The sequence below is a fragment of the Paraburkholderia sp. BR10141 genome, from assembly GCF_056155635.1.
In genome coordinates, this window is the sequence record NZ_JBMIQH010000049.1 from 1 (window position 1) to 19268 (window position 19268).

16 protein-coding genes are annotated in these 19268 nt (G+C 68.2%); 7 read left to right on the forward strand and 9 right to left on the reverse strand.

Going from position 1 to position 19268, the window contains the following annotated elements:
• Nucleotides 1–154 precede the first annotated feature (154 nt).
• Both hpnI and ACOJB8_RS37345 read right to left on the reverse strand, forming a co-directional pair.
• Nucleotides 155–1444: a bacteriohopanetetrol glucosamine biosynthesis glycosyltransferase HpnI gene (hpnI, locus tag ACOJB8_RS37340; RefSeq protein WP_069269339.1), complete on the reverse strand. Its 1290-nt coding sequence runs from the start codon at nucleotides 1442–1444 to the stop codon at nucleotides 155–157.
• The gene (locus ACOJB8_RS37345; protein WP_342945566.1) at nucleotides 1441–1710 is read right to left on the reverse strand and encodes a hypothetical protein; all 270 of its coding nucleotides are present in this window, start codon (nucleotides 1708–1710) and stop codon (nucleotides 1441–1443) included. Before ACOJB8_RS37345 ends, hpnI begins: the two co-directional genes overlap by 4 nt.
• A gap of 434 nt (nucleotides 1711–2144) precedes the next feature.
• Between ACOJB8_RS37345 and ACOJB8_RS37350 the strand changes: the two genes are divergently transcribed.
• Nucleotides 2145–3149: an LLM class flavin-dependent oxidoreductase gene (locus ACOJB8_RS37350; RefSeq protein ID WP_368616116.1), complete on the forward strand. Its 1005-nt coding sequence runs from the start codon at nucleotides 2145–2147 to the stop codon at nucleotides 3147–3149.
• Nucleotides 3150–3173: 24 nt separating this feature from the next.
• Here ACOJB8_RS37350 and ACOJB8_RS37355 read toward each other — a convergent pair whose 3' ends face one another.
• A complete protein-coding gene (locus tag ACOJB8_RS37355; protein ID WP_475017164.1) occupies nucleotides 3174–4292 on the reverse strand; it encodes an alpha/beta fold hydrolase in 1119 nt (372 codons plus the stop codon).
• A gap of 395 nt (nucleotides 4293–4687) precedes the next feature.
• Here ACOJB8_RS37355 and glgC point away from each other — a divergent pair, with 395 nt between their 5' ends.
• The 5 genes from glgC (at nucleotide 4688) to ACOJB8_RS37380 (ending at nucleotide 10665) form a co-directional block, all read left to right on the forward strand.
• Nucleotides 4688–5953 (forward strand): glucose-1-phosphate adenylyltransferase, encoded by a 1266-nt coding sequence (glgC, locus tag ACOJB8_RS37360; RefSeq protein WP_069269342.1) that lies wholly within the window; start codon nucleotides 4688–4690, stop codon nucleotides 5951–5953.
• 105 nt (nucleotides 5954–6058) lie between these two features.
• Nucleotides 6059–7549, forward strand: coding sequence for a glycogen synthase GlgA (gene glgA, locus ACOJB8_RS37365; protein WP_368607113.1), 1491 nt, complete (start codon nucleotides 6059–6061; stop codon nucleotides 7547–7549).
• 161 nt (nucleotides 7550–7710) lie between these two features.
• A complete protein-coding gene (pdxY, locus tag ACOJB8_RS37370; protein ID WP_475017166.1) occupies nucleotides 7711–8583 on the forward strand; it encodes a pyridoxal kinase PdxY in 873 nt (290 codons plus the stop codon).
• Nucleotides 8584–8684: 101 nt separating this feature from the next.
• Nucleotides 8685–9146 carry a hypothetical protein gene (locus ACOJB8_RS37375; RefSeq protein WP_368730228.1) on the forward strand — a complete coding sequence of 154 codons (462 nt, stop codon included), beginning with the start codon at nucleotides 8685–8687 and terminating at the stop codon, nucleotides 9144–9146.
• A 304-nt stretch (nucleotides 9147–9450) separates the two neighbouring features.
• Nucleotides 9451–10665, forward strand: coding sequence for a branched-chain amino acid ABC transporter substrate-binding protein (locus ACOJB8_RS37380; RefSeq protein ID WP_475017168.1), 1215 nt, complete (start codon nucleotides 9451–9453; stop codon nucleotides 10663–10665).
• Nucleotides 10666–10672: 7 nt separating this feature from the next.
• Here the strand turns inward: ACOJB8_RS37380 and ACOJB8_RS37385 are convergent, their stop codons facing one another.
• From ACOJB8_RS37385 to ACOJB8_RS37395, 3 genes are all read right to left on the reverse strand, one after another.
• Nucleotides 10673–12637, reverse strand: a complete 1965-nt coding sequence (locus ACOJB8_RS37385; RefSeq protein ID WP_475017170.1) for a DUF3857 domain-containing transglutaminase family protein — start codon at nucleotides 12635–12637, stop codon at nucleotides 10673–10675.
• A gap of 7 nt (nucleotides 12638–12644) precedes the next feature.
• Nucleotides 12645–13625, reverse strand: coding sequence for a helix-turn-helix domain-containing protein (locus ACOJB8_RS37390; protein ID WP_475017172.1), 981 nt, complete (start codon nucleotides 13623–13625; stop codon nucleotides 12645–12647).
• Nucleotides 13626–13726: 101 nt separating this feature from the next.
• Nucleotides 13727–14977 carry an aspartate aminotransferase type Ic gene (locus ACOJB8_RS37395; protein ID WP_475017174.1) on the reverse strand — a complete coding sequence of 417 codons (1251 nt, stop codon included), beginning with the start codon at nucleotides 14975–14977 and terminating at the stop codon, nucleotides 13727–13729.
• A gap of 130 nt (nucleotides 14978–15107) precedes the next feature.
• Between ACOJB8_RS37395 and ACOJB8_RS37400 the strand changes: the two genes are divergently transcribed.
• Nucleotides 15108–15986: a LysR substrate-binding domain-containing protein gene (locus ACOJB8_RS37400; protein ID WP_475017176.1), complete on the forward strand. Its 879-nt coding sequence runs from the start codon at nucleotides 15108–15110 to the stop codon at nucleotides 15984–15986.
• A gap of 35 nt (nucleotides 15987–16021) precedes the next feature.
• Here the strand turns inward: ACOJB8_RS37400 and ACOJB8_RS37405 are convergent, their stop codons facing one another.
• The 3 genes from ACOJB8_RS37405 to hutH all read right to left on the reverse strand — a co-directional run bounded on the left by ACOJB8_RS37405 (nucleotide 16022) and on the right by hutH (nucleotide 19181).
• A complete protein-coding gene (locus ACOJB8_RS37405; protein WP_069269347.1) occupies nucleotides 16022–16672 on the reverse strand; it encodes a hypothetical protein in 651 nt (216 codons plus the stop codon).
• A gap of 218 nt (nucleotides 16673–16890) precedes the next feature.
• Nucleotides 16891–17586, reverse strand: a complete 696-nt coding sequence (hutC, locus tag ACOJB8_RS37410) for a histidine utilization repressor (RefSeq protein WP_368616111.1) — start codon at nucleotides 17584–17586, stop codon at nucleotides 16891–16893.
• 59 nt (nucleotides 17587–17645) lie between these two features.
• On the reverse strand, nucleotides 17646–19181 hold the full coding sequence (gene hutH, locus ACOJB8_RS37415; RefSeq protein ID WP_475017179.1) for a histidine ammonia-lyase: 1536 nt from the start codon (nucleotides 19179–19181) through the stop codon (nucleotides 17646–17648).
• Between the last annotated feature and the right edge of the window lie 87 nt (nucleotides 19182–19268).

Consider the following 19268-nt stretch of genomic DNA (forward strand, 5'->3'; position numbering starts at 1 on the left):
CCGCGCCACCGTCGAAGCCGTCATACGACGGGGCCTGCAGAAACAGCGTTTTCATGCGATGAGTGCTCCGGGTACCCGTACTGTGCCGGGTGATGATTGAGGTGACAATTCGGTAAAAAAGCGCGCTACCACAGCGCGGTATCAAAGCGACGCCTCAGCGAGCGTCCGATCCTTCGACGGCAGGCCGCCGCGTGCTCGCGGGCCTGGCCATGGCGGAAGGCGCTGCGGCCTCGGGATTGGCGACGCTCACGCGCACGCCGCGCCAGATCACATGCGAGCCGAACGCGGCGGAAAGCCACTGCAGCGCCAGCAGCACGTCGCGCAGCGGCACGAGCGGCAAATCGCGCCAGAACCCTCGCCAGCTTCCGCTCGCTCGCGCGTGCAGTATCAAACGCGCAATGATACCCGCCATCGTGGCCGTGGCGAGTCCGGCCAGCGCCGCGCGCGTCGTCGCGCACGCGCCGATGCCCGCGCCGGCCGCGAGCAGGCCGTAGAACAGCGCGCCCAGCACGAGCCACGGCGTGGGAAACGTGATGAACAGCGAAGCGAAGCCCGCCGGATTCACCGAGCGGATGGTGCGCAGCCAGCGCGTCTCGCGCAGCCAGAGCGAGCCGAAGGTCGGCTCGATCACGTCGGTGGCGACCACCACTGGCGCCAGCACCGTGGCGAGGCCGTGATCGCGCGCATAGCGGGCGAGCAGGTAGTCGTCGGCGAGGCAGTCCTTGAGCGCAGCGAAACCGCCGATGCGCTCGAGCGTCGTACGGGAAAGCGCGAGCGTCGCGCCAAAACCGAACGCGCGCGAGCCCGTGGAATGCGCCACGCGCACCGAAGGCGCGAACCACTCGTTGATGAAGAGCGCACCCACGCGGGGCCAGAAACCGCCGATGCTGCGGGCGCTGTAGAGACAGGTCACGACGCCCACGTCCGGGTCGGCGAGCGGCGCGGTGACGATCTCCAGATAGTCGGGCTCGACGGCGATATCGCTGTCGGCCACGACGATCGCGTCGTAGCGCGCGCGCGCCGCCAGATTGATGAGGTTGCTCACCTTGAGATTACTGCCGTGCACACGCGGGTCGATCACGAGTTCGATGTCGTGGCCGGGATACGCCGCCTGCAACCGGCGCACCACGGCAATGGCCGGGTCCGCCGGCGACGACACGCCGAACAGCAACTGAAAACGCGGATGCCGCTGCTCGCAGAAGGTCGCGAGATTCTCGTAGAGGCGTGGCTCGGCGCCGCACAAGGGCTTGAGCACGCTCACAGGCTGCGGTTGCGCCCGGCGCGCACGACGCGCGGCTTCGCGCACGAGCGCGGCCGAACCGAGGCGCGGCATCGTCAGCGCGGCAACGAGGCCGTAGAAAGCGGCCACGCCGCACAGCACGACCACGACCCAGACGAGCACGGGCCAGGCCGCCGGGATGGCGAAAACCTGCGCCACCGTCATGACGCGCCGCCTTGCCGGGTCACGTGGGCCAAGCCGCGCTCGCCGCGGGCTGCGCGCAAGGGGAGAAGCTCCTGCGGTGCCCCGACCGGAATTCGCGTTTCACCACGTACCATTTCCCTGCCCTGAAAATCCAGAAATAAGCCGCGCATCTTAGCCGCATTACGTATTTGAAGCGGGAAACCAGACAATGGATGCCGGTTTGCAGGATGCGAGGCAATTGAACAAACAACGAAGGGAGATAAACCATCGTATGAAACATTGGACATGGTCGATCCCCGATTCGACGCCGAAAATTGTATCAGCAAGCTCCGTCAGTTGCTTCCGACGGACGCGGGAAAATGCGTTGCCAAAGTTGTAAAAGCGTAACTATTTCAGCGATTAAACGGCTGCCTTCCAGCGCTTTTCCGACCCGAAAAAATTCGGTAAGCATCTAGAAATGGTTCTTTAATAATTCTGAATTGAAAGCGCGGCTTTTGCATTGAAACAGGAGTAGTTCTCGTTAATATTCAAATTGACTGGGCGTAAAGGCAATCAGCCATTTCTGAACCCACGCCGCCTGCATGGGTTCCCGAAGGCCGCCAGCACGAACGAAAGTGGTTTGGCACAATGGCCGCACCTTGCGACTGCCTTGCGGCCTCGCGTCGGGCACCCGGCGCACAGCACGCGCGTCGCGCCCCTCATACAGGCCCCACGCTAGCCCATGACCCTCTTCTCCGTACTCGACCTCTCGCCCATCCCGGCAGGCTCCCATGCCGGCGCCGCGCTGCACAACACCCTCGATCTCGCCCGGCACGCCGAGCGCCTCGGCTACCACCGCTTCTGGCTGGCCGAACATCACAACATGACGGGTATCGCCAGCGCGGCGACTTCAGTGGTGATCGGCTACGTGGCGGGCGGCACGCAGACCATCCGCGTGGGCTCGGGCGGGATCATGCTGCCAAACCACGCGCCGCTCGTGATTGCCGAGCAGTTCGGCACGCTCGAAGCGCTCTACCCCGGCCGCATCGACCTCGGCCTCGGGCGCGCGCCCGGCACCGACCAGACCACGGCGCGCGCGTTGCGCCGCGACCTGCAGGGCAGCGCCGACAGCTTCCCCGACGACGTGGCCGAACTGCAGCGCTATTTCGCGGCGCCCGTCGAAGGCCAGCGCGTGCGCGCCGTGCCCGGCGCTGGGTTGAACGTGCCGCTCTATATCCTCGGCTCGAGCCTCTATGGCGCCCAGCTCGCGGCGGCCATGGGTCTGCCGTTCGCGTTCGCCTCGCACTTCGCGCCCGACCATCTGCTCACGGCACTGCGTCTGTACCGCTCGCAGTTCCGTCCGTCGGCGGTGCTCGCCAAACCCCATGCGATGGTCGGCGTGAACGTGTTCGGCGCGCCCACCAACGAAGAAGCGCGCTTTCTCTTCACCTCGCTGCAACAGCAGTTCGTGAATCTGCGGCGCGGTACGCCGGGGCAGTTGCCGCCGCCGGTCGAGCAGATCGCGGCAAACGAGTTCGAACTCGCCGGCGTGTCGCACTCGCTCGCCTGCTCCGTGGTGGGCGACCAGGAAACCGTGCGCGCGGGCCTCGCCTCGGTGATCGGGCAGACCGGCGCGGACGAGCTCATCGTCACCGCGCAGATCTACGACCACGCGGCGCGTCTGCGTTCGTTCGAGATGGCGGCGCAGGCGCGCGATGAATTGAAGGAAGCCGCCGCGGGACGGTAACCGCGCCCGCGTGCGAACGCCCCCTTAGTGCGAGGCGTTCAACGCGTCGAGGCCTTTGAGCAGCGCGGCATGAAACGCCCGCGGATCCTGCATCTGCGGCGCGTGCCCGAGATCGGCGAACTCCACCAGCGTCGCGTGGGGAATGGCGCGCTGCGCGGCTTTGGCCAGCACCGGATAGTGCCCGAGCTGCGCACGCACCTCGGGCGGCGCGAGATCCTTGCCGATGGCGGTCGTGTCCTTGTCGCCGATGAGCAGGAGCGTCGGCATCTGCAACTGCCCGAACTCAGAGATCACCGGCTGCGTGTAGATCATGTCGTAAAGCAGCGCGGAGTCCCACGCCACTTGCGTCTTGCCCGGCCCGCGATACATGCCCGCCAGCATCTGCACCCACGGCTCGTAGGCCGGCCGCCACTGGCCCGCGTAATAGGTGGCCTGCTCGTAGCGGCGAATACCGTCAGCGCTCGTCTTGAGCTCGCGCGCGTACCAGTCGTCGACCGAAATCGACGGCACGCCCTTGGCCTTCCAGTCTTCCAGCCCGATCGGGTTCACGAGCACGAGCTGCTCCGTTTCGCCCGGATACATGAGCGCGTAGCGCACCGCCAGCATGCCGCCCGTCGAATGGCCGACGATCGTCGCATCGTGCACGCCGAGCGCCGCGAGCAGCGCATGCGTGTTGCGCGCGAGCTGCTGAAAGCTGAACTGATACGAGGCGGGCTTGCTCGATTTGCAAAAGCCGATCTGGTCCGGCGCGATCACGCGGTAGCCCGTGGCGTGCAACTCGCGGATGGTGGCGTCCCACGTCGCCGAGCAAAAGTTCTTGCCGTGCAGCAGGACCACGGTGCGTCCGTTCGGTTTCGCGGGCTGCACGTCCATGTACGCCATGTGCAGCGTCTGCCCCTGCGAAACGAACGCAAAGTCATGCACGGGATGCGGATACTCGAAGCCCTGCAGCTCGGCACCATACGCGGGGCCGTCGGGCGTCTCGATCGCGGCTTGCGGTGACGACGCCGACGACGGCGCGGCATCGCTCGCCCCAGGGTCGGCAGCGAGGGCGACGTGACAGAGCGCGGCCGCACTCAGCGCGGCAACGAAGGGAGCGAAGGCAGCAAAGCGGGCAAGCGTGTGGTTCAGGATGGCTCTCATCGACGGGAGATCGGGCGAAAGGTCGGACAGAAGAACAGGACGGCGAGATGGCGCCGGTACAGCCAGCGATTCTAGCGGCCCCGCCCCGCTCATGCCGGCTTTCTCGTCCAGCGCGTCTGTAGGGCATGCGGTTTGCTGCTCATCAGCGCCTCGCACGACTGCGGCGCGCATCTCCGGCACCGGGCACCGGCAATTCGCGCTACGCTGCATTCAGTGCTAGAACAGTCAATACAGGACGCACGAGACGTCCGCGACGCGAGAGACGCACGCGTGTTGCACCGCGAGACGCGCCGCATCAGGGACGCGACAAGCACGCGAAAGAAGGACCGCACCGGCCCGGGCACGACGAGGCGGGCCGCGGCGGCCGTACCGGGGGGCACAACAAGGAGACGACCATGGAAACCCCGGCAAGCCTCAACGATCTGCAACGCACCACCCTCGCCATCGTGCTCGCTGGCGGCCGCGGCACGCGCCTGGGGCCGCTCACCAACAAGCGCGTGAAGCCGGCCGTGTACTTCGGCGGCAAGTACCGCATCATCGATTTCGCCCTCTCGAACTGCCTGAATTCGGGCATCCGCCGCATTGCGGTCGTCACGCAGTACAAGGCGCACTCGCTCCTGCGCCATCTGCAACGCGGGTGGGGCTTCCTGCGCGGCGAATTCAACGAGTTCCTCGACCTGTGGCCCGCGCAGCAGCGCGTAGAAGGCGCGCACTGGTATCGGGGCACCGCCGACGCCGTCTACCAGAACATCGACATCATCCGCTCGATCAGACCGAAATACGTGGTGGTGCTGGCCGGCGACCACATCTACAAGATGGACTACACGCGCATGATCGCCGACCATGCCGCAAGCGGCGCCGACTGCACGGTGGGCTGCATCGAAGTGCCGCGCATGGAAGCGCGCGCGTTCGGCGTGATGGCCGTGGATGAGTCGCGCCGCGTGACCGGCTTCGTCGAAAAGCCCGAGGATCCGCCCGCCATGCCAGGCCGCCCCGACATCGCGCTCGCGAGCATGGGTATCTATGTGTTCGACACGAACTATCTCGTCAAACTGCTCGAAGAGAACATCGCGCGCTCGGCCACCGACCACGACTTCGGCAAGGACATCATTCCGCGCGTGGTGAGCGACGGCCATGCGATCGCACATCCGTTCAGCATGTCCTGCGTGTCGTCGGACCCGGCCGCCGAACCCTACTGGCGCGACGTGGGCACGGTCGACGCCTACTGGTCCGCCAACCTCGACCTCGCCTCGACCATCCCCGCGCTCGATCTCTACGACCGCAACTGGCCGATCTGGACCTACCAGGAACAGTTGCCGCCCGCCAAGTTCGTGCGCGACCTCAACGGCCTGCAGGGCTCGGGCACCAACCTGATCGTGTGTGGCGGCAGTGTGATCTCGGGTTCGCAGATCTCGCGCTCGGTGCTCTCGTCGAATGTCGTCGTGCAGTCGTTCTGCAACATTGCCGAGGCAGTCTTGTTGCCACAGGTGACGGTGGGCACGAGTTGCCGGCTGCGCAAGGTCGTCGTGGACCGCGGCTGCACGGTTCCCAACGGCACCGTGATCGGCGAAGACGCTGCGAGCGACGCCGAGCGGTTTTATCGCACCGAGAGCGGCGTCGTGCTGGTCACGAGCGAGGCGCTGGCGAAACTGCCTGGCTAGTCCATGCGCCCCGCGAAGCCGATCCGCGAGACCGGCTTCGCTCACGGGCGCGCCAATCCGCAAACAACCCGCAAGCAACCCGAGCACCGAGAGGACTGACTCCCGATGACCATTCGCGTCCTGCACGTAGCCAGCGAGCTGTATCCGCTCCTGAAGACCGGCGGCCTCGCCGACGTTACCGCCGCCCTGCCCGCCGCGCTGATCGAACAAGGCGCCGACGCCCGCCTGCTTCTGCCGGGCTTCGCGCCCGTGGCGGCGGGCCTCGAGGACCTGCGCCCCGTCGCGCGCCTTACGCGCACGTTCGGCGCGCCCGAGGCGACGCTCGAACTCGGGCGTCTGCCCGGCAGCGAGCTGGCCGTCTACATGATCCGCGCCGATGCGTTCTACGCGCGCCCCGGCAACCCCTACCTCGACGCCGAGCACGTGCCCTACGGCGACAACGCGCAACGTTTCGCGCTGCTCGGCTGGACCGCCGCGCAACTCGCGCTGCACCTCGATGCCGACTGGGCGCCCGCGATCGTGCAGGCGCACGACTGGCATGCGGGACTCGCGCCGGCCTACCTGCGCGCGGCGGCGCGCGAGCGCGGCGCGAGCTTGGCGCCCGGCGGCGCGCGCTCGATCTTCACGATCCACAATCTCGCGTATCAGGGCATCTTCCCCGCCCAGCAGTTCGACACGCTCGGCCTGCCGCGCGACTTCTTCGACATGCATGGCGTGGAGTTCTACGGCCAGCTTTCGTTTCTGAAAGCCGGCCTCTATTTCGCCGACAAGATCACGACCGTGAGCCCGACCTACGCACGCGAGATTCAGACGGTCGCCCAGGGCGGCGGCCTCGAGGCGCTGCTGCGCGGCCGCACGCACGACCTCGTCGGCATTCTCAATGGCGTGGACTACGCCGTCTGGAATCCGTCGAGCGACGCGGCCATCGCCACGCGCTATTCGGCCACACGCCAGAGCGGCAAGATGCGCTGCAAGGCGGCGCTGCAGACGCGCATGAAGCTCGCGCAGAAGCACGACGCCCCGGTGTTCGGCGTGGTGAGCCGGCTCACCGAGCAAAAGGGCCTCGACCTGCTGCTCGCGGCGCTGCCCGAGATCGTCGCCCGCGGCGGGCAGCTCGTCGTGCTCGGCACCGGCGACCCTAGCCTCGAACAGGGCTATACGCGCGCCGCGCACCAGCATCCCGAATCGGTGGCCGTGGAGCTGGGCTTCGACGAGACGCTCGCGCACGAGATCGTCGCGGGCGCCGACGTGATGATGGTCCCCTCGCGCTTCGAGCCGTGCGGGCTCACGCAGCTCTATGCGCTCGCTTATGGCGCGCTGCCGCTCGTGCACCGTGTGGGCGGACTCGCCGATACGGTGGTCGATGCCTCGCTGGAGAATCTCGCCGATGGTCTCGCCACCGGCTTCGTGTTCGAGCGCTTCGAGCCCGACGCGCTCACGGCCGCGATCCGCCGCGCCTTCGCGCTCTATGGGCGCAGCCGCGACTGGCGCGAGACGCGCTCGCGTGCAATGCAGCAGGACTTCGGCTGGGCCGCGTCGGCGCAACGCTACATGGCGCTCTATCGCGAGCTGGCCGGTCAACACGTCGTGGCCTAGCGCCCGCCCGGACGCATTGCAGCCGCTGGCAGCGGGCGCGCGCGCAAAACCGCGCCCACGCATCCATCGACTGGGCGCAGCGAATTCGGTTATCGTTGCTGCACCTGCGCAAAGGCGCGCTGCTCGAAGCGCCGCAAGCGATAACGAAATCTGGACCGGCCATGAAAAACGTTTTGAGCATCCAGTCGCACGTCGTGTTCGGTCACGCGGGCAACAGCGCCGCGGTGTTTCCCATGCGCCGCCTGGGCGTCAATGTCTGGCCGCTCAACACGGTGCAGTTCTCGAATCACACGCAATACGGCCACTGGACCGGCGCCGCCATCGGCTCGGACGATGTCGTGGATCTCGTCGAAGGCATCGGCGCGATCGGCGTGCTGCCGCGCTGCGATGCGGTGCTCTCTGGCTACCTCGGCGCCCCCGAGCAGGCCCAGGCCGTGATCGACGTGGTGCGCGCCGTCAAGGCCGCCAACCCGCAGGCGCGCTACTTTTGCGACCCGGTGATGGGCACGCTCAACGCCGAGAACGGCTGCCGCGTCGAGCCCGGCATTCAGGAGTTCCTCGTGCGCAACATGCCCGAGGTCGCCGACGCGATGATCCCCAATCACATCGAGCTGCAACGACTCGTGGGCCGCGAGATCGAGACCGCGGAAGAAGGTGTGCTCGCGTGCCGCAAACTGCTGCGCCGCGGCCCGAAGCTGGTCCTCGTGAAGCATCTGCTCGACCGCAACAGCCCTGCCGACCGCTTCAACATGCTCGTCGTGACCGAGCATGAAGCATGGCTCGGCCAGCGCCCGCTCTACCCGTTCGCGCGCCAGCCGGTGGGCGTGGGCGACGTGACGAGCGCGGTGTTCGTCGCGCGCCTGATGCTCGGCGACTCGCTGCGCCGCGCGTTCGAACACACGCTCGCGGCCGTGAACGCCGTAGTGAAGGCGACTTACGACGCAGGCCGTTACGAGCTGGAGATCGTCGCGGCGCAAGACCAGATCGCACGCCCGCGCGAATGGTTCGACGCCTGGGCGGTGGAAGCCGCCTAAACTGAAGCGGTGCGCGCGCGGCCTATAATGCCGTCCGCATGACTCGCGGCGGCCAGACACAGTGCACGGCCGCGGCGCCCACCGTCTTTAGAGAATGACCGATGTCCGATTCAATCCGTAGCGAGCAGGAAGAGTATTTCGAGCAGCTTTGCCTTGCCGTCGACGCCGGCGAGACCCACGAGCAGGAAGCCATCGAATACTTCGAGGAACACAGCCACGAAAGCGGTTTCGACGCCGCCGTGTGGCTCGACATCGCGCTTTACCATGCACCCGACGTCGCGCGCGGCATCATCGACTTCGTCGACGAGAGCGAGCGCGAACGCAGCGACATCGCCCAGACCGTTGCCGACACGCTCGACATCTCGTACGGCGACGACGAATGCGCACGCTTCGAAGCGACGATTCGCTTCGCGCTCGCCAATGGCATTCCCGTCGATCTCGACGTGGTGCTCGACGGCTGCAACCGCGCGCTCGACGACCTCGAAGCATGGGCGAGCGCCGACACCATGGCGCCGCTCGTGCGCCTGCGCGACGCGCTCTTCGAACTGCAAAGGGGCGAGTAGCCCGAGCGCGCGGCACGGCGTGAGCGGCTGACCTGGCGGCCTGATATATTTCTCGCCATCCGCCGCCTCGCGAAGGCGCGCGCCCAGCCGGCGCACATGGGGAGCTGGCTGAGACCCCCACGAGACACCCCACCCACGCGCGCAGCCGTCGCACAGCCCGTTCCGGCAAGCCGCAGTCGCAATCAGCAAGACGCAAGACCCGAAGACGAGACGCCCCGTCTACGCGCCACGCCGGCGCGCGGCGCGGCGTACCCGGACAAAACGCACACAAGAACACCGCGCCGCTGTCGCGCAAGGAGTCACCATGAGTCCCGCTGCCGCGCCTGCAACCGCTGGCGCCTGCGCATTCGCCACGCCGTACCGGGCGTGCCGCAGGCTTGCGGCTGGGCTCCTGATCGGCGCGCTGGCCACCGTCGGCACGCTCGGCGCGAGCCGCAGCGCTCTGGCCGCCGGCCCGCTCGACGTGCGCATCGGCTTCGTCTCGCCGCTCTCGGGCGACTCCGCCGACTACGGCCGCGATCTGCAAAACGGCGTGCAGCTCGCCCTCGACGAGGCGAACGCGCAAAACCTCAAGATCGGCGAGCAGGCGGCGCACTTCGAACTCGTGCCCATCGACGATCGCAGCGACCCACGCCTCGGCGTGCAGGCCGCCGCGACGCTGGCGAATCAGGGAGTGAACGCCGTGGTCGGCCACTTCAACTCGGGCTCGGCCATTCCGGCCTCGCGCATCTACGAGAGCGCGGGCATCCCGATGATCAGCCCCGCGGCCACCAATCCCGTCATCACGTCGCAAGGCTTCGCGAACACCTTCATGGTGATTGCAAACGACGCGCAGAACGCCGGCATCGCAGGCGCCTGGGCCGTGGACGTGATGAAGGCCAAACGCGTGGCCATCATCGACGATCGCACCGCCTTCGGTCAGGGCGAAGCCGACATGTTCGAGCGCGCGGTGCGCGAGCATGGCGGCAACGTGGTCGCGCGCGAGTTCGCGCAAAGCATCGCGAGCGACTTCGGCCCGCAGCTCGCGAAAATCAAGGCCGCCGATGCCGATCTGCTCTACTTCGGCGGCCTCGCGCACCAGGGCGCGGCGCTCGCGAAGCAGATGAAGGCGCGCAGCATGAACGCGCAGTTCGTGGGCGGCGGCGGCGTGGCGAACGCCGACTTCACCCAGGCCGCGGGCGCAGCAGCCGAAGGCGCGATGGCCTGGGAGTACGGCCGCCCGCTCGCGCAACTGCCGGAGGGCCCGCGTTTCGAGCAGGCTTTCAAAGCCCGCTTCGGCGCCAACGTGCTCGCCTACGCGCCGTTCGGCTACGACGCGGCGTGGGCCGCGATCCACGCGATGGTCAACGCGAAATCGGCGCAACCCGAGGTCTACCGCAGCGCGCTCAAGACGCTCGCCTTCGACGGCGTGACGGGCCGCATTGCCTTCGAGCCGGACGGCTCGCTCAAGAACGGCGCCTCCACGCTCTGGCAGGTGAAGAAAGGCGTGTGGGTGCCCGTGACGACGCGCGGCGGCTGAGCGCCGCTCACGGTTGCTGCGGCGCGCTCGCCGCCCGCACGACGATCTGCGCGTGCGTGTCGCGCTCGATGCGCAAGAGCGCGTCGCGCATCTGCGCGAATTCGTCGGCCGTGCACATCTGGTGACCAAAACGCGCCGCTAGCCGCCGCTCGATCTGCAGCGTGCGCGAGCGCGCGTCGAACACGTAATGCGACGTGTAGTCGAGAAACGCGTCGCTCGCTTGCGTGTCTTGCGGCACGTCGGTCACGCTCGCGAACGCGGGCAGCACGATCTGCGCGCTCTCCGAAAATTCACCGCCGATGCACGCCCAGGGCTGCGTGCGGCGCGGCTGCGCGAGCCAGCTGTCGATCTGCGTGGCAATGCCACCCGTGAAGCTGCTCGTGGCGGGGATTGCCGTCGTGCCGTCGCGCCAGACCACATGATCGAGTGTGCCTTCCATCGTCACCGAAAACGGTCCGTCGGTTGCCTCGGTCGGGGCCGTGCTGACGTGCGCGGTGCCGGCGAGTCCGGTGAGCCGCAGGCGCTGTGCCGCGAGTTGCTGCGCCTGCGCGTGCGTGGCGCGGCGAAACGAGTTGCGCTCGGGCTCCGCGCCCGCGCCTTCGTCTTCCACGTAGTAGCTGTAGGCGGCGTCGCCGGTCGCCCCCACCTCGAGCGACAGGCGCGCCGTGCGCTCGCGCCGCCCGGTCGCGGGCGTACGCGAAAGCACGCCGTCGTCGACGAGCAGCACGGGCCGGTCCATCGCGCCCGGCGGCAGGTAGCCGAACGCATAGCCGCCCGAAGAGGTGTCCGCATACACGCCGAGGTCGGGCAGCCACGCAATCGCATGGTTGATCGCGTGCGCGCCATAGCCCGGCACGTCGGGCAGCGTATAGACGGGGCCGAGATCGAGCAGCACGGGCTCGGCGCGTATGCCCACCGCCGCGAGCAACGCGCTGAAGAGTGCGACGTGGTCCTTGCAGTCGCCGTAGCGGTTGTGCAGGATGTCGGTCGCGCGATGCGGCACGGCCGCGGTCTCGCCAAGAAAGAGCGCGACATAGCGGATATTGAAGCGCATCCAGTCGTAAATGCGGCGCGCCTTCTCGCGCGGGTCGCTCACGCCCGCCGTGAGCGCCTGCGCAAGCGACGCGATGGCCGGATCGGTCCCGGTGGGATCGGCGGCGGCTTCGCGATAGCGCGCGGCGAACGCGGCGAAGTCGGGCATTGTCGAGACCATCAGCCGGTCGCCCCAGTTCACGTAGGCGACCGCCCCAGCTTCGAGCGGCGGATAGGGGCCGTGCCGGTAGTCGAACGCGTAGCGGGTGCGGCCGTTCGCCGTCTCGGGGGCGAGCGCCGCGTAGCCACGCGCGTCGGCGTGGAGCGGCACGCTGGCGGGCAAATCGAAGATGAGGCGCTGAAACTCGACCGGTTCGCCCGTCGGCTCGACGAAGTACGAGAACGAGCCCGCGTCGAGCGCCTTCGCGCGGCGCTTGGCGAAATGCAGATGCACGCGCGACCCGACCTGGACGCCCGGAAAGATCACCGTGCGCAGCACGCCGTCCTCGAACGTGGGCGCGCCCGCCGAGCGCGGCTCCTGCACGTCGCGAATGCCGCTTGCGCCGACCGCGTGCGCGGTGCCGTCCGGATCGATGGTTTCGGCCGACAGCTGGGTAATCGTTTCGATATCCTTATTGAACCAGACGTAGCGCTGGGCGATCTCGTCCACGCCGGCGGTGGTGTTGGCGCGCAGCACGGTTTCGTCGTCCTCGACGACCGAGCCGTCCTGCTGCACGACGAACAGATGCACGTCGCGCTCGAGCGTGTATGGCGGCACGTCGGTTTGCGCAGCGCGATCGGCGGTCTCGACGCGTGCCGTGCTGTCGGGGCTGCGGTCGCTCGCCTGGGCGCGGGCATGGCCGCTCACAACTGCCAACGTCAACGCTAGGCACGACGCAACGCACCGGGCGGCGCGCCTGAGCCCCTCGCCTCGCGTCATGGGCGTCTCAGGCGCGCGCCGCGTCTTGCGCGGCGTTCGGCCATGAGGTCTGCGTGAGAGTGCGCTCGCGCTGCGCGACACGCCATGCTCGGGGACTCGCGCCGAACTCCGCGCGAAACGCCGCGTTGAAGTTCGACAGATCGTTGAAGCCGCTCGCGAGCGCAACGTCGACGATCTTCGCTTCGTCGTCGGCGGCAAGACGCAGGGCGGCGGCGCGCAATCGCGCGCGCAGCAGGTATTGATGCGGCGTCACGCCGGCCACCGCCGAGAAGGTGCGCAGAAAATAGAACTCGCTCACGCCCGCCGCGCTCGCGAGGCTGGCGAGCGTATGCGCATCGTCGGGCGTTTCGTCGATCAGCCGCAGCGTCGCAACCACACGTGCCGCCGCCGCAGCGCCCGGCGTGGCAGGCGTCGCCGCGTCCTTGCCGCTCGCGACCACGCGCAAGGTCGCGAGCGCGAGTTCCAGTGCAATTTCACTCCAGGCGACCACCCCGGTCGCATGGTCCCGCTCTTGCGCGAGCGCGTCGGCGCAAGCGTGCGCCACGAGCGGCGCGAGCGCGCGCACCGGCGGCACCCGCGCGGCCCGCCAGCGGCGCGCGCCGGGCGCGAGGCCCGCGGCTGCGGCCTGCTCGTCGAGCCAGCCAGGGTCGTAGTGGAACGAGAGGCAGCGGTCGCCCGCCGCATGACGGTGGCCGCATTCGAAGCAGGCGCCGGTTTCCCCGAGCATGAGCGCGCCGGGTGTCATCAGCGCGCGCGCGTTGCCGCTGCGGTAGCCGAATACGCCCGCCGCCACGACGGCGAGGCACGCGCTCGTGTGGCGCTCCTCGTAAGGCCGGTCGCCGGGACCGAGCGTGCAGACGACGTCGTCGACCGACCAGCCGGCGCCCGCCCCGAGCGGGCGCGCCGTGGGCGCACGGCCGCTATCGGCGCGGCCCTCGCGCTCGCGTTGGGCGAGCGCGCGTTGCAATGAAACGGCGAGACCTTGCACGGCAACCTCGCGTGAAGTTGGCACGTTCGTTGACTACGTTCGTAGGCTACGTCTGCCGTTGTAACACATCGCCGCGAGCGTCGCCGGAGCGGCCCCGGCCGCTATCGCCGCCGTTCCTCGATGGCGCGCAGAAGCGACAGCGCGATGCCCTCGGCGGCAAGGCGCACCTCGTCGAGCGCCGGAAACGACGGCGCAATCCGCAGATGACTGTCGTGCGGATCGACGCCATACGGAAACGCCGCGCCCGCGGGCGTGAGGACGAGTCCCGCCGCCGCCGCGAGTTCGACCGTGCGGCGCGCGCAACCCTCGGGCGCATAAAGGCTGATGAAATAGCCGCCGCGCGGCACGTTCCAGCTCACGCCGGGTACGCCGGCAAGGCGCGCGCGGAACACCGCGTCGACCGCATCGAACTTCGGATTGAGCAGTGCCCGATGGCGCGCCATCAACCCGGTGAGCGTCGCGCGGTCGCGCAGGAAGCGCACGTGGCGCAGCTGGTTGAGCTTGTCCGGCCCGATCGTGCGCACGGCTGAGTGCTTCTGCCACCAGGCCACGTTACGCGGCGCAGCGGCGAGCCACGCGAACGCCCCGCCGCCGAAGGTCACCTTCGAGAGCGACGCGAACATCAGCGCGCGGTCTGCGTGGCCCGCCGCCGCGCAGGCTTCGAATACGTCGAGCGTCGCGTGCGCTTCGTCGCTCAGGTGGTGAAAGCGGTAGGCGTCGTCCCAGAAGAGCCGGAAATCGGGCGCGGCGGGCATGGCGGCCAGGCGCCGGATCACCTCGTCGGACCAGATCGCGCCCGTCGGGTTGCTGTAGAGCGGCACGCACCACATGCCCTTGATCGACGCATCGTCGCGCACGAGCGCTTCCACGCGGTCCATGTCGGGGCCGTCCTCGTGCATCGGCACGGCGATCATGCGCACGCCCAGCGCCTCGCAGATCGCGAAGTGGCGGTCGTAGCCCGGCACCGGGCACAGGAATGCGATCTCGCCCTGCGCTCGCCATGGCGCGCCCACCTCTGCGCCCTCGCCCGCCGGCACGCCGTGCAGCAGCGCGAAAGTCAGCGCGTCGTGCATCAGTTCGAGGCTCGAATTACCCGCCGCGATCACCTGGGCGGCCGGCACGCCGAGCAGCCCGGCGCCCAGTTCGCGCGCCTCGGGCAAGCCGCTCGCCAGGCCGTAGTTGCGACAATCGAAGCCATCGCGCGCGAGATAGCCCGCCTGTGCGGCTTCGTCGATGAGCGCCTGCGAGAGGTCGAGCTGTTCGGGCGAAGGCTTGCCGCGCGACATGTCGAGCCGCATCTGCAGTTGCTGGAATCGTTCGTAGGTCAAATCGACGGGCGGCGACATCAACATGGGCTTCTCCGGAAAGCGAGGGACGATGCGAAGAACAACGCGAAGGGTCGGTACGGCCCCAGTATCGGCGCGTCCCCGCGTTCAGACAAACGCGTTATATTGAAGCCTTCGATCAATTTTTCTTATACCAATGAAGACCCTCGACCTCGACGTGCTGGCCATGGTGGTGGCCGTCGCCGATGCCGGCAGCTTCGTGCGCGGCGCCGCGCTCGTGCACCGCTCGCAGGCGGCGCTCAGCATGCAGATCCGCGCGCTCGAGGAATCCATCGGCAAGCCGCTCTTTATCCGTGCACCGCGCAGCGTCACGCCCACGCCCGACGGCCAGACGCTCATCGCCTACGCGCGGCGCATGCTCGCGTTGCGCGACGAAGCGTGGGCCTCGCTCGCGCGCCCGGAGGTGACGGGGCGCGTGTCGATCGGCGTGCCCGACGACTACGCGTCCTCGCTCATGCCGCCGGTCCTGCGCAAGTTCTCGGCGAACTGGCCGAAGGTGGAGATCCAGGTAATCGGGCTGCCGAGCAGCGCGCTCCTGCCGCTCCTGAAGGACAACAAGATCGACCTGGCCTGCATCACGCGTACGCGCGGCCTCGCGGGCGAGTTCATCCGCTTCGAGCCGATGGTATGGGCCGCGCCCCCCGCGGCGGTGAGCGCGGCGAGCGGACGCGAGATCTGGCGCGAGCGGCCGCTGCCGGTCGCCCTCTTCGGCGGCGGCAGCGTCGCGCACACGAACGCGATCCAGGCGCTGGAGCGCGCGAAGATCGCCTATCGCACATCGTATGAAAGCCCGAGCCTGATGGGCCTGTGCAGCATGGTGGCGGCGGGTCTCGCCATCGCGCCGCTCGCGCGCTGCGCGGTGCCCGAGACGTTCGTCACGCTCGGCCGCCAGCATGGCTTGCCGGCACTGCCCGAACTGGAAGTGGTGCTCGCGCGCAGCGCACGCTCGAACCGTCCGCCGTGCGACTTTCTCGCCGACCAGATCCTCGCGGAACTGCGCGTTCAGGAGCGGTGATCTTCCGACCATGCTTCGGGCAACGAATCAGTCGATCAATCGTCGCCCAGCCGCGAAAGCAACGCGTAGAGGCGCGAGACATGCCGCAATAGCATTTCGCGATGCTTCTCGATCTGCTCGAGGCGGCCTTCGAGGTCGGCACGCACGCGCTCGTCGGGGTCGGCGTAGTTGATCACGTCTTCGATACGCGAGCGCAGCACCGCCGGCTCGACCGGCGGCACGCTCAGGTAGCGCTCGAGCTTGCGCACGTCCTGCGCGGCGAGATCGCGGATCTTGCGCGTGCCCGCGAGACGCCGGTGCGCCTCGGGCGTCGCCGTCGCTTCCTCGCGCTTCGCGCCCTGGCCGAAGATCGGCTCCACGCGCAACACGGGCGCCTTGCGCACCGGATGCGCGGTGCCGCGAAAGCGCGCGCGTGGCGTCTCGCTCGCGATCGCTTCGCGCGTCTCGTCGGGCACCTCGGCGCTGTCGTGCTTCACGTCCATCCAGCCTTCTGGCAGACCCGTGACGGCTTCCACCCCGCGCACGAACTCCGCGCTGAAGTCGCGCTGGCCCGACACGATCAGCTTCATGTAGCTCGCGGAAAACGTCATCATGCGCGCGAGCCGGGTGGCCGACCCGACCTCGCGCGTGAGCAGCGCCAGATTGGCACGCCACATCGGCATGAGCGTGGCGTTGGCATCGTCCATTGCGGAGCTCCTCCTTCGTTCGCGTCATCTGCCAATGATAAAGGCTGCGGCGCACCACGCGCGCTTTCGCGGGCCGTCTGCCCCGTACGCGCGCTGTCGTTAGCAATAGGGTCAGCTAACGGTAAAGGGAGCAAGGCACATGCCGACGACTGTCGGCCGTGCACGGGGAAATGACTGAGGAAATGACGGCGAGCGGCGCGGCCGGACCTTGGCAGGGCTTAGAAATGGCCCGTGAAGCGGTAACGGCTGCCCGGATGCCAGAGATTGGCGACCGAGGCGACGAGCCCACGCGAGCGGGTGCGCCGGTGCAATACGAGGCACGGCTCGGCCTCCCCCATGGCGAGGTGCGCGCGCGTCTGCGCCTCGGGGGCGAGCGCCTCGATGCGATACTCCACGCCCTGCAGCGGCGCGACATGCACGAGGTACTGGTTCGGCGTAATGTGCGTGAAGTCCTGCGCCGCGTAATCGGGCGCGACGGCGGGATTGACCCAGCGCTCTTCTAGCTGCACGGGCTCGTCGTTTTCGAAGTGAAGCACCCGCGAGTTGAACACCTGATCGTTCGCGGCGAGCCCCATTTCGACGGCGAGCGCCTCGTCGGCGCGATGCACGCCGATCTCGAGCACCTCGGCGCGGTAGCGGTGCCCGCGCGCGAGGATTTCGTCGGAGATGCTGCGAATGGCGACGAGCGTCGATTCGTACTTCGGCCGCGCGACGAAGGTGCCCGCGCCCTGCACGCGCGTGAGCACCTGTTCCGCGGTGAGTTCGCGCAACGCCCGGTTCACGGTCATGCGCGCGACCTTGAACTCGCGCGCCAGTTCGTTCTCCGAAGGCACCTGGTCGCCCTCGCTCCACTCACCGGCGTGAATGCGCGCGAGGACGAAGTCCTTGATGCCCTGGTATGCGGGAGCGTTCATCGCGTTGGCCCGTGCTTTGGCTTGGCGTCTGCTTGTGCGTGATCGCGCGTGCTTGCGCTTTACTGCGCCTCGGATTCGAATGCCAACGGGCTGTGCGAAGCGATGGCACCGTTCTGCACGAGACGCGCAATCGCTTCGATATCCGGCGCGAAATAGCGGTCGAGGTCGTAATGCGGCACCTCGGCGCGCACCGACTGCATCACGTGCGCGAGCGCCGGGCTCGTGTGGTGCGGCGCGCGCAGGTCCACGCCCTGGGCCGCGGCGAGCAGTTCGATCGCGAGGATGTTGGCCGTGTTGTCGGCGATGTCGGCGAGCTTGCGCGCGGCGAACGTCGCCATCGACACGTGGTCTTCCTGGTTTGCCGAGGTCGGCAGCGAATCGACCGAAGCCGGATGCGCGAGCGTCTTGTTTTCCGACGCCAGTGCGGCCGCCGTGACGTGCGCGATCATGAAGCCCGAGTTCACCCCGCCGTCCTTCACGAGGAAAGGCGGCAGGCCCGAAAGCGTGGCGTCGATGAGCAGCGCGATGCGGCGCTCGGCCAGCGCGCCGATTTCGGCCGCGGCCAGCGCGAGATTGTCGGCGGCGAAGGCCACCGGCTCCGCGTGGAAGTTGCCGCCCGAAAGCACTTCGTTCGTTTCCGGGAAGATCAGCGGATTGTCCGACACCGCGTTCGCTTCGATGAGCAGCACCTGCGCTGCGTGACGCATCTGGTCGAGACACGCGCCCATCACCTGCGGCTGGCAGCGCAGCGAGTACGGGTCCTGGACCTTGCCGCAGTCGCGGTGCGAGAGGTTGATCGCCGAGCCTTCGAGCAGCGTGCGATAGGCCGCGGCCGCCTCGATCTGGCCGCGATGGCCGCGCAGTTCGTGAATGCGCGCGTCGAACGGCTTCACCGAACCTGCCGCCGCGTCCACGCAGAGCGCGCCCGAGACGAGCGCCGTGCGGTACAGGTCCTCGATCGCGAACATGTTGTAGATCGCGAGCGCGGCCGAAGCCTGCGTGCCGTTGAGCAGCGCGAGACCTTCCTTGGCCTGCAGCGCGAGCGGCTTGAGGCCCGCAGCCGCGAGACCGGCTTCGGCGCTGGCGCGCTCGCCGCGGATGAACACTTCGCCGATGCCGAGCAGCACCGCCGACATATGCGCGAGCGGCGCGAGGTCGCCCGAGGCGCCCACCGAGCCCTTCACGGGAATGAGCGGCAGCACGTCGGCGTTGAACAGCGTGATGAGCGCGTCCATCACTTCGCGGCGGATGCCCGAATAGCCCCGGCCCAGGCTCGACAGCTTCAGCGCCATGAGCAGACGCACGACCGGGCGCGACATCGGCTCGCCCACGCCCACGGCGTGCGAGAGCACCAGATTGCGTTGCAGCAGTTCGAGCTGGTCGCTCGGGATATGCGTGCTCGCCAGACGCCCGAAGCCCGTATTGATGCCATAGGCGGGCTCGCCCTTCGCCGTGATCTCGGCAACGGCGCGTGCGCCTGCGTCGATGGCCGCGAAGCTGGCCGGATCGAGCTCGAGCCGCACGGCCTCGCGCGCGATCTGGCGCAGTTGAGGCAGGGTCAGATGTCCGGGCGTGAGGCGAAGGGTCGGAAGCATGGTCGAATCCTGTCTATACAAGTCGCAAAAGTGGCCGAAGTCTAGCCTGGCGCGCCTGTCTATACAACTCCCCTTTGCGGCCCGTGT